This window comes from Agrobacterium sp. 22-214-1 (assembly GCF_053522465.1).
This window is the reverse complement of the sequence record NZ_JBNWCK010000002.1, coordinates 663,709-679,223: the sequence shown is the minus strand read 5'-3', so window position 1 is coordinate 679,223 and position 15,515 is coordinate 663,709. Positions and strand designations below refer to the sequence as shown.

The 15,515-nt window shown below is 60.9% G+C and carries 12 protein-coding genes; all 12 read right to left on the bottom strand.

Annotated elements, in window-relative coordinates; translation table 11 throughout:
* Positions 1-156: 156 nt before the first annotated feature.
* Positions 157-1,086: a sugar ABC transporter substrate-binding protein gene (locus ACQZ5G_RS12885; protein ID WP_003524584.1), complete on the bottom strand. Its 930-nt coding sequence runs from the start codon at positions 1,084-1,086 to the stop codon at positions 157-159.
* Positions 1,087-1,603: 517 nt separating this feature from the next.
* Entirely contained in the window at positions 1,604-3,046 is a 1,443-nt protein-coding gene (locus ACQZ5G_RS12880; RefSeq protein ID WP_448738088.1) for a M20 family metallopeptidase, read from the bottom strand.
* A gap of 126 nt (positions 3,047-3,172) precedes the next feature.
* The gene (locus ACQZ5G_RS12875; protein WP_448738089.1) at positions 3,173-4,717 is read right to left on the bottom strand and encodes an ABC transporter substrate-binding protein; all 1,545 of its coding nucleotides are present in this window, start codon (positions 4,715-4,717) and stop codon (positions 3,173-3,175) included.
* A 36-nt stretch (positions 4,718-4,753) separates the two neighbouring features.
* Complete coding sequence (locus tag ACQZ5G_RS12870) at positions 4,754-5,590, bottom strand: serine hydrolase (protein WP_448738090.1); 837 nt, start codon at positions 5,588-5,590, stop codon at positions 4,754-4,756.
* 13 nt (positions 5,591-5,603) lie between these two features.
* Positions 5,604-7,238, bottom strand: coding sequence for an ABC transporter ATP-binding protein (locus ACQZ5G_RS12865; RefSeq protein ID WP_448738091.1), 1,635 nt, complete (start codon positions 7,236-7,238; stop codon positions 5,604-5,606).
* On the bottom strand, positions 7,235-8,053 hold the full coding sequence (locus tag ACQZ5G_RS12860; RefSeq protein WP_035221040.1) for an ABC transporter permease: 819 nt from the start codon (positions 8,051-8,053) through the stop codon (positions 7,235-7,237). Before ACQZ5G_RS12860 ends, ACQZ5G_RS12865 begins: the two co-directional genes overlap by 4 nt.
* On the bottom strand, positions 8,050-8,994 hold the full coding sequence (locus ACQZ5G_RS12855; RefSeq protein WP_003524593.1) for an ABC transporter permease: 945 nt from the start codon (positions 8,992-8,994) through the stop codon (positions 8,050-8,052). The genes ACQZ5G_RS12860 and ACQZ5G_RS12855 overlap by 4 nt, the downstream gene beginning before the upstream one ends.
* A 180-nt stretch (positions 8,995-9,174) precedes the next feature.
* Positions 9,175-10,080 (bottom strand): LysR family transcriptional regulator, encoded by a 906-nt coding sequence (locus ACQZ5G_RS12850; RefSeq protein ID WP_269831700.1) that lies wholly within the window; start codon positions 10,078-10,080, stop codon positions 9,175-9,177.
* Between the two features lie 115 nt (positions 10,081-10,195).
* Positions 10,196-11,140 (bottom strand): isoaspartyl peptidase/L-asparaginase family protein, encoded by a 945-nt coding sequence (locus tag ACQZ5G_RS12845; RefSeq protein ID WP_448738092.1) that lies wholly within the window; start codon positions 11,138-11,140, stop codon positions 10,196-10,198.
* Between the two features lie 45 nt (positions 11,141-11,185).
* Positions 11,186-12,724, bottom strand: a complete 1,539-nt coding sequence (locus ACQZ5G_RS12840; protein ID WP_448738093.1) for a hydantoinase/oxoprolinase N-terminal domain-containing protein — start codon at positions 12,722-12,724, stop codon at positions 11,186-11,188.
* Positions 12,721-13,797: a DUF917 domain-containing protein gene (locus tag ACQZ5G_RS12835; RefSeq protein ID WP_448738094.1), complete on the bottom strand. Its 1,077-nt coding sequence runs from the start codon at positions 13,795-13,797 to the stop codon at positions 12,721-12,723. Before ACQZ5G_RS12835 ends, ACQZ5G_RS12840 begins: the two co-directional genes overlap by 4 nt.
* A gap of 117 nt (positions 13,798-13,914) precedes the next feature.
* Positions 13,915-15,510, bottom strand: coding sequence for an ABC transporter substrate-binding protein (locus ACQZ5G_RS12830; RefSeq protein WP_448738095.1), 1,596 nt, complete (start codon positions 15,508-15,510; stop codon positions 13,915-13,917).
* Positions 15,511-15,515 lie beyond the last annotated feature (5 nt).

Below are 15,515 nucleotides of genomic sequence, written 5' to 3'. Positions count from 1 at the left end.
ATGTCGATCACGACATGAAAGGCGCTGCAACACTTTGAATTCACTGAAATTCAATCGTAATCCGCTCGCGCACCGAAGCTTGTCTTCGGCGCCGTCGGAAACCGGCATCTGCCTCCAATATCGATCTGAACGGGCGCAGATGCCGGAAGGCAGCCGTTAGTTCTTGGCCACGTAGTCCTTGACGTTTTCAGGCGTGACGAGCTGGAAAGGAATGTAGACCTTCTTCTCCACCTTGTCGCCCTTGACGAGCTTCAGCGCGGCATCGAGAGCGCCCTTGCCCTGCCCTGCCGCATCCTGGAACACGGTTACATCCAGATCGCCCGCCTGCATCGCGGCAAGGGCGTCCTGCGTGGCGTCAACGCCGGCGACGACATAGCTCTTCATGTCCTTGCCTGCGGCCTTCAGGGCCTGGATCGCGCCAATCGCCATTTCATCGTTGTTGGCGATGACGGCATTGAATTCGATGCCGCTGGAGAGCCAGTTGGTCACGAGGTCGGAACCCTGGGTGCGCTGCCAGTTCGCGGTCTGCTCTTCAACAACCGAAATGCCCTTGCATTCGTCGGTCTTCAGAACGTCCTTGGCAGACTGCGTGCGCATGCGTGCCGCCTGGTTGGAAAGCTCGCCCATCATGATGACCGCATTGCCCTTGCCACCGAGAAGGCGGCAAACTTCTTTCGCTTCAAGCGTGCCGGCCACCGTCTCGTCGGAGGCGACGAATGCCTGGCCGTCCGGCAGGCTATCGACGTTCACCGGCTGGCGGTTGACGTAAACCAGCGGAATCTTGGCGTCAGCGGCGAGCTTCGACATGGCCGCCGTCGCATCCGTATCAACCGGGTTGACGATGATCGCGTCGACCTTGGACGCGATGAAATTCTGAATCTGGCTCTGCTGCTTGGCGACGTCGTTCTGGGCGTCCTCGACCTGCAGGGTCACGCCCTTCAGTTCCTTGGAATAATCCTGCATGCCGTTGCGCAGCACGGTCAGGAAGTTGTCGTCGAACAGCGCCATCGAGACGCCCACGGTCTCCGCATGCGCCGCCGTGCCCAGAAGCACAGACATGGCTGCGCCGATGATAAATTTCTTCATTGTTTTCTCCTCCTCGGTGTCCGGCGCCACCTCTCCCAGCCGGAGGCGAACCCGAGAGCCCGCCGCTACCTCCTCGCAAACAGAAAACGGAATAATGAAACCGATTTTCTGTCTGTTCGATATATTTATTCCATTTTTGGTCCGAACGTCAATGCTTTCTTCACGTCAAGGCGGCGAAGCGGCACACAAGGCGGTGATTAAGGAGGATTTCAGGAGGAAGGAGTTCCGGGGCAGATTGCCGGGAACCGCGCCGAAGCTTTTTCAACGTTACCCCCACTCCTCAGGCGAGGATCGATAAGCCGTTGAAATCGTGGATCCTCGGGCCGAAACCGAGGATCACGAGGAATATGGCGGAAGGTCCGTTTTCAATGCCGGACCCGCAGACCCCGCCATTGGCAAGGCCACCGGCGGGTCACATCTTTTCGCTTGCCGCGCCCATGTGAGGCACCATTCCACCGGCGAAAATACGCGATAAGGGAACGGGTTCAGCAGAATGGGCGTGTTGGTGCAGCACGTTCTATCGATGGGAACCGGGCATGACATCGGCGGGAATCGGGCAGACATATTTGCTGCCCTCGGTCTTTTCCTGCCACTCCCTTTTGGCACTGGCGAGCAGTTCAGGCGAGGTCATCAGCGCAAAGCCGGTCGATGCGAGTGCTTTGGCCGCATGGGCCATGGCCTTGTGGGCGGCGGGGCTTTTGCCCTGCGCCACCACCTGCCAGGTATGCGGATTGGTGCCGATCGCCCAGGCGGGCGTCCAGCACTGTGCGGTTGGCGTCACCCAGCTCACATCACCGACATCGGTGGAACCCGCCCGAAAATGCGACTGGCCCTCGAAATCGCGCAGGCCGAGATGCAGGGGTGTCGACCCGTCGATCTTCCGGTTGGAAAAGACATCGCCCTTGATCTGGTAGAGCCGGATGCTGCTTTTGATCGCCTCGTCGGTGAAAGTGTCCTGAATGCGTTTGGCGAAAGCGATATCCGCCTCGTCGAAGGCGATGGGGCCTAGCGTCACCATGTTTTCATGCATCGCCGTTTCCAGCGTGATGTTGGGCAGGAGATTGGTGGAGGCGGTATCGAAGACGATTTCCACCTCTGTTTCGGTCATCATCGCCGCGCCGCGCGCCACCTTGTCCACCCGCGCGGCAAGATCGAGCGCCTGGCGCATTTCCGGGGCACGGATCAGATAGAGCACTTCCGCCCTGGCCTGCACCACATTCGCCGCCTTGCCGCCGGTATCGGTGATTGCATAATGCACCCGGCAATCCTGCGGCATGTGTTCACGCAGGAAATTGACGCCAACATTCATCAATTCGACGGCATCGAGCGCCGAACGCCCGAGATGGGCAGCGTTGGAGGCATGGGCCGCAACACCCTTGAAACGATAAAAATATTCCAGCACGGCCAGATTATTGGTCGAGCGCACGCCGTTGAAGGGCGCGGGGTGCCACGTCAAAGCCGCATCGACATCGTCGAACAGCCCAGCGCGCACCATGAAGGTTTTGCCGGAACCGCCCTCCTCGCCGGGGCAACCGTAATAACGCACGGTGCCGGGCAGATTATTGGCTTTCAGATGCCGGGCGAGCGCAATAGCGGCCATCAATGAGCCGACACCAAGCAGGTTGTGGCCGCAGCCATGGCCGGTGGCGCCCGCCTCGCACGGCTGCACCTCAGCCACATCGGCCACCTGGCTCATGCCGGCCAGCGCATCGAATTCACCGAGAAAAGCGATGACCGGCTTGCCGTTGCCGAATTCGCCGATGAAGGCCGTCTCCATGCCTGCCACTCCACGGCGAACCGCAAAGCCGTTTTCCTCAAGCGCGCCCGCCAGAACGCCGGCAGATTGCTGTTCCTCGAATTTGAGTTCGGCAAAATCCCAGATTCTGTCGCTCAAGGTGGTGAAATCGGGCTTCATCGTCTCGACTTCGGCGGCAATCGACATCACGGCGTCACGGTTCATGGCTTGTCCTCGCATTTCCGCCCTTTGCGGGCACGCGCAAGCGCTTCGGCGGGCGCACCGCCAAATTCCTGCGCTTAATATTGGAAAGCCCGCGCCGGGGTCCGCCTCCGGCGCGAGCATAGTGGATCAGTTATCGACCGAGACTTCCCAGAGACGGGCGTTCGACTGCCAGACCGGCTGGCCCTTCAGCTTCTTCGTCGCGCCCCAGACATCGACCATGTCGTAAAGGAAGATACCCGGCATTTCCTTCAGCATCAGTTCGTGGAACTCGTCAAAAATCTTCTGGCGCTTCACCTGGTCGGCCTCGACATAAGCGGCCTTCATCAGCTCGATCGCCTTCGGATCATCCCACATCAGGGAAGCGTTCTTGTCCTTGTTGCCGACATAAAAGGCATACATCAGCGCCGGGTCGAGGCGCGGGGCGACCGACTGCGAGATCACCTGATAATTGCCGGAGCGACGGCGATCGACCTGAGTGGCATAATCCAGCACCTCGATCTGCACGTTGAGACCCGCCTGCTGCATCATCGCCTGCGCCATGACGGCGGCCGGGAAGCTCGGCACGTTGCCACGCTTGTTGGCGATGATGGAGATCGGCTCGCCCTTGTAACCGGCGGCCTCCAGTTCCTTCTTGGCCGCCTCGATGTCATAGGCCGGACGCTTTTTCTGGGTCTCGTCGAAATAGACCGAGTCCTGCGAGACCATCGAGCCGTTGGCTTCACCCGTGCCGTTCGATGCGGCCGCGACCAGTTCATCGAGATCGAGCGCCATCGCCATGGCGCGGCGCACGCCGGGATTGCTCAGCACCTTGTCGCGGGTCTGGATGTAGAACAGGTTCTTGCCGTTGTTGCGGGCAACGATGAGCTGCATCTTGTCATTGGTCTTGAATTCCGGAATGAGATCCGGAGAAATCTCGGCCGTATCGAGCACGCCGGATTCAAGGCCCGCCTTCACCGTCGAAGCATCGGGAATGACCATGAACTTGATGCCGTCGGCCAGCGGCCGCTTGGAGCCGACCATGCCATCAGGCTTGCCGTCATTTGCCGGCGAAACATAATCGGCAAATTTGGCGAGGCGGATATATTCGCCTTTCTTCCACTCGTCCCACTGGAACGGCCCGGTACCGATCGGCTTGACGAAGCTGCCATCGGCGGCAACCGATTCCGGCGAGATCATGCCGGTATAACCGCATTCCGGCCGCGACATGAGGCCGAGGAAAACGGCGGAGGGTTTTTCGAGGGTAATCTCGACCGTGGATGCATCCGTGGCCTTGACGCCGGTGACGTGTGCTGCGCCGCCCTCGGCGAAATCGTTGAGGCATGCCCATTTGGTTTCCGGCTTCAGATAGCGCGTCCAGTTCCAGACGACATCCTCTGCGGTGAGCGGCTTGCCATTGTGGAATTTCACGTCCTTGCGCAGCTTGAACGTATAGGCCAGGCGGTCAGCCGCAACCTCGACGGTTTCGGCCAGAAGCGGCTTCACCTCGCCGGCGTTGTTGTAGCCGACAAGACCTTCGACGATATGCAGGATAACCCCGTCCGTATTGCCATCGCGGTTCACACCGGGATTGTTGCTGCGCAGATCCGAGCTCTGCGCGATGGTGATGTCGCGGGCCGCCGCGATATTGGCCGTTACCAGCAGGGCAACGCCTGCGAGAAGAAGTTTTTTCACTGTTCTACCCTCTTTGTTGTCATTGATTGTTATTGGTTAAAACCCGTCCCAGCAGGCCTGTGCCAGCCGGCCGATCGTTTCGAGCGCGATGGTATAGCCCGGCGTGCCATCAGGCATGGTTTGCGGCACCTCATCGGTATAGGTGGTGATGATGAAGGACGGCGCACCGTTTCTGTAGACGATGCCGGCATCCATGCGCCCGCGCTTGCCGCGACCGCTCTTGCTGGCCACCACGGCCTCGAAAGGCAGGCGGGAGCGGATTCCATACCGCAAAATCTGGTTTTTCAGCGTCTGCATCGCCCACTCGCACAATTGCAGGCTGCAACCGAGCTTTGCCTGCGCTTCGGGCGAGGACTGGGCATCGAGAATGGTCTGCAGCAGCAGCACCTGATCCGCCGCCGAGGTGGTGGTGACGGTTTTCAGCGGATGGTCGGCCGCCAGCGCCAGCGGCGGGATGAGGAAACGGTGGTGGGTATTGGCCATGCCGAGCGATTTGCAATAGCCGTCCACCTCTTCCAGCGTCAGCCTCTCCAGCACCATCTTGGTGCAGACATTGTCGCTCAGCACCATCATGCCGGCGACGGCATCGCGCAGCGAAATGACGATGCCCGGTGTCATATAACGGAACATGCCGCTCGCAACCTCTTCCGCCAGCCGTTTTTCATAGGTGACGGGCTGGTCGAGATCGATCCGCCCTTCGCTGGCGGCCTTGAGCACGGCCATCATGATCGACGTCTTGCGGGTGCTGCCCGATGGCGTCTCCTCGTTTTCTCCCCGGCCGATCTCTTCACCGGTCAGGAGATTGCGCACCATGAAGCGCGTCACGAAAGGCTGTGCATCACAGATCGCATTTAATTGGGCAGCCACAGTCATTGTCATCTTCCTGTTAAACTTCATCTTCCAGACGCCATTTCAGTGTCACGCCGCCCTTTTCATTCTGGTCGAGGGCGGGAATGGCCGAGAGCAGCCGGCGCGTATAGGCCTCTCTCGGGCTGTCGAAAATCGTGTCGCGATCACCCTCTTCGATGATGCGGCCGTCCTGCATGACGACGACACGGTCGGCCACCTGCTCCACCACGCCGAGATCGTGGCTGATGAACAGGCACGAAAAGCCGTAACGTTTCTGCAGATCGGAAAAGAGATCGAGCACCTGCGCCCGCACCGTCACGTCGAGCGCCGAGACCGGCTCGTCAGCGATCAGGAACCGCGGACGGCGGGCAATGGCGCGGGCAATGGCCACGCGCTGGCGCTGGCCGCCGGAAAGCTCGTGCGGATAACGGGTGGCAAAATCAGCGCCGAGCCCCACTTCCTCCAGCGTTTCCAGCGCCCGCTTGCGCTTGGCGGCCTGATCAAGGCCCGGCACGAGGCGCAGCGCCTCCTCCACCAGTGCCTGAATGGTCATGCGCGGATCCAGCGAGGAATAGGGATCCTGAAACACCATCTGGCAGTTGAGGCGATAATCCTTCCAGTCCTCGTTGCGCTCGCGGCCCTGAAAGCGGATATGTCCTTCGCTTTCCTGCACAAGCCCGGCAATGGTGCGGCCGAGCGTCGTCTTGCCGGAACCGGAACCGCCAACAAGCGCCACGACCTCGCCCTCGTGAATATCGATGCTGACGCCATGCAGCGCCCGCTTCGGTTTGGCTTTTTTCAGCAGGGATTTGCGGCCGGCATAATCGACGACGATATCGCGGGCCGAAACCATCGGCGCCCTGGAGGTGTCGATATTGCGCGGCTCACCGCGAAACGGCAGGGAGGAAAGAAGTTTTTTCGTATAGGGGTGCTGCGGCGCGTCCAGCAGGTCCTCGGTGCGGCCCTGTTCGACGATCGTGCCTTTTTCCATCACCACGATGCGGCTGGTATAACGTGCCACCATCGGCAGATCGTGACTGATGAGGAGAACGGCAGTGCCTTCCGCCCGTGTCAGTTCCACCATCAGTTCCATGACATCGCGCTGGATGACCGCGTCAAGCGCCGTCGTCGGCTCATCGGCAATCAGCAAAGCCGGTTTCAGCAGCATGACCGAGGCCAGCATGATGCGCTGGCGCATGCCGCCGGAGAACTCGTGCGGATAGGCCGTCAGCGCACCTTCGGGATCGCGGATGCCGACCCGGCGCAGCATGTCGAGAATTTTCTCGTGGCGCTCTTCCGGCGACAACTTCGTGTGAAGGATCAGCCCTTCCTCCAGCTGCCGGCCAATCGTCATTGACGGATTGAGGGAGGTCATCGGCTCCTGAAACACCACGCCGATCTCCGCGCCGCGCAGACGCCGAAGCTCCCTCACCGGCAGGGACATGACGTCCTGCCCCTTGTAGATGATCGATCCGCCGGTGACGGCGATGGCCGGAGGCAGAAGCGAGATGAGCGCGCGGGTTGCGAGCGTCTTGCCCGAGCCGCTTTCGCCGACGATGCCGAAGATTTCGCCCGCAGCAATATCGAAGGAGACATCCTTGACCACCCGATGGCCGGTTCTGGCGACTTCGAGCGAAAGGCCGCGAACAGTGAGAAGTGTATTAACAGTCATTTGAGACCTCTCATGCGCGGATCAAGCCTGTCGCGAAGGGCATCGCCCAGAAGATTGATGCCAAGCAGCGTCAGCGCGATGCAGAGGCCGGGGAAAAGCCCGAGCCACACGGCCTGCTGGATGAAGGGACGGCCGGCGGCCAGCATGTTGCCCCAGGTGGGTGCCGGCGGCGGCACACCGAGGCCGAGGAAGGAGAGCGCGCTTTCCGAAAGGATGGCCCAGCCGAACATGGAGGTGGCAAGAACCGTGATCGGCGCAATGCAATTGGGCAGGATATGCCGGAACATGGTGTAGATTTCACCATTGCCCATCACCAGCGACGCCTCGATAAATTCCCGCTCGCGCAGAGAAAGCACGGCGCCGCGCACCACGCGGGCCATGGATGGCGTATAGGCGATGCCGAGCGCGAAGATGATGCCATACTGGTTGGCGCCGAAAACCGCGAGCAGGCCGAGCGCCAGCAGAATGCCCGGAAAGGCGAGAAGCGCATTGTTGATGGCCATGATGACGCCATCCACCCAGCCGCGCGCATAACCGCTGACGAGGCCGATCAGCGTGCCGCAGATCGTTGCGAAGCTGACCGTCAGAAAGCCGATCCAGACGCTGGCGCGCGCGCCGACCATCAGACGGCTCAAAACATCGCGCCCGAATTCGTCGGTCCCGAGAAGATGGCTGGCGCTTGGGCCGGCCAGACGCGAGGCAAAGCCGAGCTTCATCGGGTCATAGGGCGTCCAGAACAGACCGGTTGCGGCAGTGATGAGCAGGAGGGCGATGAGAAAGCCGCCGATAAGCCCGTTAAGTGTGAACTTTTTCATTCGGCAACCACACGCGGATCGAAGAGGGGATAAAGAAGGTCGACGAAGAGGTTGACCAGCACATAGGACAGCGAGACGAACAGCAGGCAGCCTTGAATGACCGGATAGTCGCGGGCAAAAATACTGTCGACCATTAGCCGTCCGAGGCCCGGAATGGTGAACACGGTCTCGATGACGGCGATGCCGCCGAGAAGATTGCCGAGGATGAGGCCGATCATCGTCCATGTCGGGCCGAAGGCGTTCTTGAACGCATGCCGCCAGAGCACGGCGCTTTCCGAAAGGCCCTTGGCGCGGGCATGGGTGATGTAATCCAGCCGCAGCACTTCCAGCGTCGAGGCGCGCGCCATGCGGATCAGAACGCCCATTTCATGGATCACCAGCGTCATGACAGGCAGGACGAGATAGAGCATGCCACCGACGAGATTGTCGCTGATCGACACATATCCGAGCACCGGCAACCAGCCGAGCTTGAGGCCGAAAAACAGAAGAAGCAGAAGACCCAGCCAGAATGTCGGAATGGACAGAAGCAGGGTCGCCGTTCCCACCAGCGCAAGATCGGTGAGGCTGTTCTGTTTCCAGGCGGCGATCACACCCGCCGGAACGGCAATCAGGCTGGCGAGCAGCACCGCGACCACGACGATCTCGGCACTGACGAGAAAACGCGACACGACCAGCGGCAGCACCGCCTCGTCATTGACGATGGAGCGGCCGAAATCGCCCTGCACCACGTTGCCGGCCCAGATGAGGAACTGTTGCGGCATGGATTTGTCGAGGCCGAGTTCGGTCCTCATCGCCTCGATCTGCTCCGGTTGCGCCATATCGCCCAGCATCAGGGCAGCCGGATCGCCCGGAATGAAGCGGATGAGCGCGAAAACCGTGATCGACACGAATGCGATCGTCGGCAGCGCCATCAAAAGACGGCTCAGTATGAATCTTATCATCGGTTCCCCACGATTGATGGCGGGGAATGGTATCCCGCCTCTATCGGTTTCGTTGCTGGCGACTATGACGGATTGATAAATAAGGCGCAATATTATGCATAAACGTCATATATCTATGCAGAATGACGGCGCGTTTCATCCTGATGAGGGCAATGAGATTTTCCGCCTAAAATACCGTTTTCAGTCGATTTTTTGCGAAAGCTGGATTTCCCGCTTCAAGGCATCGCTCAGCGCCTGCGCAGCGATGGACAGCGGTGCGCCGGAAGCACGGGCTAGGCCGAATTCCTGCGTCGCCTGCGGGACGAATGGTCGGGCGACAACGGGAAGGTGCCGGTAGAGGTTAGCATAAAAACTGCTGATGATCGTTACCCCCAGCCCATGTGCAACATAGGCGCAGGCGGAACTGTTGGTGTGGGTCTCGATCTTCACCATCGGTTTGACGCCGGCCTTCTTGAAAACCTGATCGAGCGCCATGCGGTTCGGCCGCTGCCGGCCGATCAGAATGAGCGGAACATTGCGCAGGTCCTTGACGGTAATTTCATCAAGCGCGGCCAAGGGATGATCCTCCCGCACCACACAGACGCTCTTGCCGGTCGCAACACGCTCGACATCGATGCCCGGCCCGATCTCTCCTTCCATCCGCAGGAAACCGAGATCGATCACCCGCTCGCCGACGAGCTTGTTGATGGCGGTCGTCGTTTCGAAAAAAGTCTCGATGCGAACGCCGGGAAAATCCCTGACATAGTCGATCAACATGGCGGGCGCGAAATTTTCCCACATGCTGCTCGGCAGGCCGATACGGACGATTTCCGGACCGGCCGCGCCATTGCGCAAATCCTCAGCGTGGCCGGACATGCGATCGACCGCAAGCAGCACGCTTTCCGCATCCCGCGCAAGAAGGACCGCCTCCGGTGTCGGTATCAGTCGCCCCTTGTCGCGGGCAAACAGCGTCAGCGACAAATCCGCCTCAAGCTGCGCCAGAAGCCGGCTGATACCGGACTGGCTGAGCCCCATGGCCTTGGCGGTGGCGATGGTCGAGCCAGTGGAAAGAAGCGTGCGCAGGACTTCGAGCTGCTTGATGTTCATGAGGCCAGCACCATGGGTGAAGAGACGAGCCGGTTTCGGTTCAAACGTTTTGCCGCCGATAGACCTTGATGTCACCGGTTTTTTTGCGTCGCCACTTGGCCGGCACGGTCACCGGTTACAATTCCACCTCATAGATCGTGTCATGGGTAGCCACACGCGCCTCTCCCGATGGCGTCACCCAGCCGCGAAACATGCCTGATGTATTGTAGGGCGCGGATATGCCGCCTTCGGCATCGATTGCGACGAGGCCCGCGCCGATATCGTAGGGCGCCAGATCCTTGTGGACGAGATTCCCGGCGGCGGTCTCCAGATCCTGCCCGAGATAGGCAACGCGGGACGCGATCTCGTGGCCAACGACATAACGGATGAAAAACTCGCCCTTGCCCGTGCCGGATACCGCACAGGCGCCATCGCGCGCATAGGTGCCAGCGCCGATCACCGGGCTATCGCCCACCCGGCCGTCCGGCTTGTTGGTGTAGCCGCCGGTCGAAGTGGCAGCGGCGAGATGGCCCGCCGCGTCGAGCGCCACCGCGCCGACAGTTCCGTGCTTTTCGTTTTCCGTTGCTTCCGTACCGGCGGAGGCATGGCGCTTCATCGCCGCCAGCGCCTCAAGGCGCTTTTGGGTGGTGAAATAGGATTGCGGCTCGGTGGCGAGCCCCTTGTCCTTCGCGAAGCGGTCGGCCGCCTCCCCCGTCAGATAGACGGCTCGCTCATCCGCCATCAGCGCGCGGGCCGCCTTTACCGGGTTGCGGATGGCGCGGGAGGCGCTGATCGCACCCGCCGCCAGCGTTTCACCATCCATAATCGAGGCATCGAGTTCGTGAATGCCGTTTTCGTTGAGCGCCGCCCCGTGGCCGGCGTTGAAATGCGGACTGTCCTCCATGACGACGACCGCCGCCTCAACCGCTTCAAGCGCGGTTCCGCCAGCCTTCAGCACGCCATAACCGGCGCGCAGCGCCGCTGCCAGATCGTCGCGCGCAGCAGCCCACTCCCCGGCCGTCATGCTGTCTTCCGGCATCACGCCGCAACCACCGTGAATGGCCAGTGCGATCTTCGTCATGTGCTCACTCCCTCCTCACCCCGCCAACGGCAGGGCCTCTTAGCATCAATGAAAGGCGATATCGCCGATGACCCGCACGCGGACCCGCCGCGCGCCGCCAGGCAGATAGGCGATCGGAATATCCTCCACCTCAAGCGTCTTGAGGCTCGCCCGCTCCGCACCGGATGCGACCGCTGCGTTCTGCGCTTCGGTCTCGGCTTTCGCAAGGGCTTCGTCGCGGCTCAGGCCGGAAAAGACCTGATCAACCTCGCCGGAAACCTGCGCCATCGCCGCGCCCAGCGCATTGGCAACGCCGGCATTTTCCACGCGCAACACTTCCGACGCACCCGGAACCGTCTCGGGAATCAGGAACGCCCCGCCGCCGACGGCAACCAGCGGCACGTCTTCGGCTGATGTTTTCATCTGGTCGAAACTATCGGCCACCATGTCGCGGATGCGTTGAAGCGTGGCCTGTACGAAAGCCGGATCGAGGTCTTTCACACGGTCCCGGTCACCCATCTCGATCAGGCCTGCGGCAACGGCGATATCCGATGTCGTCAGCGTCTCACCGCCGAAAACGCGGGCTTCCGTCAGAATGCGATAACCGACCGAGCGCGGACCGATCTTGCCCGTCTCAGGGTCGACGATAGTACCGCCGCCGAGCGCAATCGGCAGGAGGTCGGGCATACGGAAGAGCGTGCGCACCCCACCGATATGAACGATATTGTTCGCCTCGCGCGGAAAACCGCCGACAAGGCAGCCGATATCGGAGGTGGTGCCGCCGACATCCACCACCATGGCATCGGAAAGACCGGTGAGGAAGGCCGCACCGCGCATCGAGTTCGTCGGGCCGGAAGCGAAGCTGTGCACGGGGTTGGCGGCGGCCACATCCGCAAGCGCCACGGTGCCGTCATTCTGGGTCAGATAAAACGGCGCCTTCACGCCCGCTTCGCGCAGCGCATCCGAAAATGCCTGAACCGTGGTCTTGCCCAGCGTTTGCAGCGCTGCGTTCAGGAGGGCGACGTTTTCGCGCTCGAGAAGCCCGATACGGCCAAGCGTATGGGAAAGCGTGATGCGTGCATCAGGGATCACCGAACGGACGATTTCCGCCGCCCGCACCTCGCACTCCGTCGTCAACGGCGAGAAGGTGGCGGAAATGGCGACGGAGGTGATGCCCGCATCGCGAATTTTCATCGCCGCTTCGCGGATTTCATCGGGAACCATGGGCACCAGCGGACTACCGTCATATTCATGGCCGCCATGGACCATAAAGATCAGCGGATCCACGGCATCGCGCAGATCCTTCGGCCAGTCGCACATGGGCGGCAGCGAAGAACCTGTTGGCAGCGCGATGCGGATGGCCGCAACCCGCTCCAGCCGGGCGCGCTCCACCACCGCATTGGTGAAATGCGTCGTGCCGATCATCACCGCATCGATGGGCCGATCCGCCGCGCCGACATGGCTCGCCACATGGGCAAGCGCCGCCTTTACGCCGGAGAGGACATCCTGCGTGGTCGAAACCTTGATGGAAGCGACGATGGTGTCGCCATCGATCAGAACGGCATCCGTATTGGTGCCGCCAACGTCAATACCGATGCGTTTCATGGGAATACCGATCTGAAGTCAATGTCATAACCAAAGGCGCGCGGGCCGACGGCGGCGATGCCGGCAGGTGTCGTCAAAAGCTCCGGCGCCGGCAGGGCGACAACCGTGACGCGCTGGCCGTAACGCACCGATTCCGTTCCGATGGCGCCACCGGAAACCGTGTCGAGAAGGCAAAGCAGGTCGGGCGTCATGGCGACCGGCTGGCCATTGAGGAAGGCGACCGCCCATTCGTTCTGGAAGGCGAGTTCCATGCACGAACCGCGGTCGGCATCGATACCTTCAATGGTCGTGCTGCCGCGCAGGAAACCACCAGTGGTCTCGCGGGCGACGTCCACCACCTTGCCGCGAAACAGCTGCTTGCCGCCCTCATGGTCGAGAACCGCCTGAACCGGATCGTCATGGCGCGCACGTGCTGCCATCACCGCACGCCCGAGTTCGGTCGCCTTGGTGACGGTATAATGAATGCCCCACTCCTTGACTTCCTTGCCGGTGCGCGGTGCCTTGCAGGTGGCGGCAGTGGAACCGACTTCGGTGCAGACCTTGCGCGAGATGCGCTCCATCCATTTCCACGAGGCAGCGCGCGTCACGATCACCTCATTGTCGCGCACATCGACGAGCGACAGTGGGAACATCGGCAGGTTGCCGATGGCGAAGGATGTCATCTGCGCTTCGGGATAGGCGCGTCCCATGGCGTCTGCATTCACGACAGGCCGATCGAGCACGGCGGCGGCGAGGAAGGACGACAGCGCGTTCGAACCGCCGATTTCAACGCTCATGATCGCCCGAAACGGCTTGCCGAGATAATCCTCCATCACCTCGACGGCACGGGCCAGATGCACCGGATCACCCAGTCTTTCCTGACCGACAAGCGGCGCACCCATCTTGGAGACGACGGCAACCATGTCGTCATCGGCAAGCGCCATGGGGTCCATGACCTTTACCCGCCTGCCCTCGGCATAAAGACGGCGCAGGTTGAGCGTCGAGATATAGGGATTGCCGCCGCCCCCCGTTCCCAGAATCCAGGCGCCGGTGGCCAGAGGTTCGATATCGTCTTCGGAAAATTCCTGGATCATGCGTCATCCTCGGGCATGCCGCAGCCTCTCCGGCCGCAGGCGATGCTCCTTCCCTTTGAAGTTCCAAGTCTGGCCAACCCCGCCTTTGTGGCGGGGCCGGTTTTCATGAGGCGGAGATCACTCGGCCTTGCAGTCCCAATGGAAGTTGGAGAAGTTCAGGTCCCAGCTCTGCATGGGAATGAACTCGTAACCCTGAAGGCACTTGTTCGCCGCATAACGGCGGTTGGGCGCAACGGCCCAGACGTCAGGCTGAAGATCGGCGATCTTCGTCTGCAGTTCCTTGTAGGTGGCGTTCTGCTCGTTGACATCGGTGGTGGCGCGGACCTTGTCGATCAGGCCGTCGATTTCCGCATTCTGCAACCATTCCATCGACATCCAGGTGCCGGAAGCCTTGGAGTGATACTGGTTGTAGAACATCGAATCCGGCGACGGATAGGTCGGCGAAATATTCACCTGCGTCGATGCCGGCGTCGTTTCCGGCTTGGAGGACAGCTCGACGATACGGTTCCACGGCTCCGGCTTGATATCGAGCGTGATGCCGATCTGTTCGAGGCTGGATTGCAGAAGCAGCGCCACTTCCGCCTCGAAGGCGAGCGAAGCGACATAGCTGTTGACCAACGTGATCTTCTGGCCGGCATATTTCGACTTCGCCAGCTCTTCCTTGGCTTTTTCCAGATCGTAAACGCCGGGCTGGATGTCGCCGTTATGCGCATCCTTGAACGCGTCGGAGAGCGGTCCCTTCATATCGAAGCCAGGATAGATCACTTCCTGGATCGTCTTGTAATCCGTCGCATAGGCGATGGCGCGGCGCACGTGGACGTCGTCGGTCGGATAGGCCTTGGTGTTGAGCTTGATGACGAAACCGCCGGCGGTGCGGGTCTGGATCAGCTTGTAACCCTTCATCCGGCCGATGGATTCATAGGTGTCGTTGCCAAGCCCGTGCGAGGAAAGGCCGAGTTCACCCTTTTCCGCCAGCGCCTTGACGGTGGCGTCGTCGCTGGTCTGCACGAAGCGTACTTCGTCGATGGGCTTGCCCTTCGTCCAGCCGAGGAAATAATCGGCATTGCGGGCGATGACCATATCGGCCGAACGGTTGTAGCTGACCAGCTTATAAGGGCCGGAACCGGCGGAATGTTCCCCGACATAAGCCTCACCCCATTTATCTTCGGGCTTGGCATTGGCTTCGATCAGCGTCTTGTTCATCGCCATCATCAGCGGCGTTGCCGCCATGAAGGGCGAGAACTGGCGCTCGATCTTCATGACCAGCGTGGCATCGTCAGGCGCGGTAACGTTTTCGGGCTTCAGCACGCCGACGATGAGGTTCGACGGGCCCTTGTTGATGCCGAGCAGGCGCTGGATCGACCAGGCGATATCGGCCGCCTTCACGGCCGTACCGTCCTGGAATTTCGCATCGTCGCGCAGGTGGAAGGTGTAGGTCAGGCCGTCCTCGGAAATCTCCCAGGCTTTCGCGAGATGTGGCACGATTTCGCCCTTGGCGTTTACCGTGGTCAGACCGTCATACATGTTCACGATGGCCATGTAGCCGGTGTAGTCAGTCACTTTTGCCGGGTCGAGCGAGCTGAATATCTGCATGGTGTTGACCGCGACCGACACCTTGTCTTCCGCAAGAACTGCGGAAGAGATAAGCGGCAACGCGAGCGCCGTGCCAAGCGCCAGCGTAGCGAGACGGGAAGAAAGTACAGGCATTTTCATTTTTT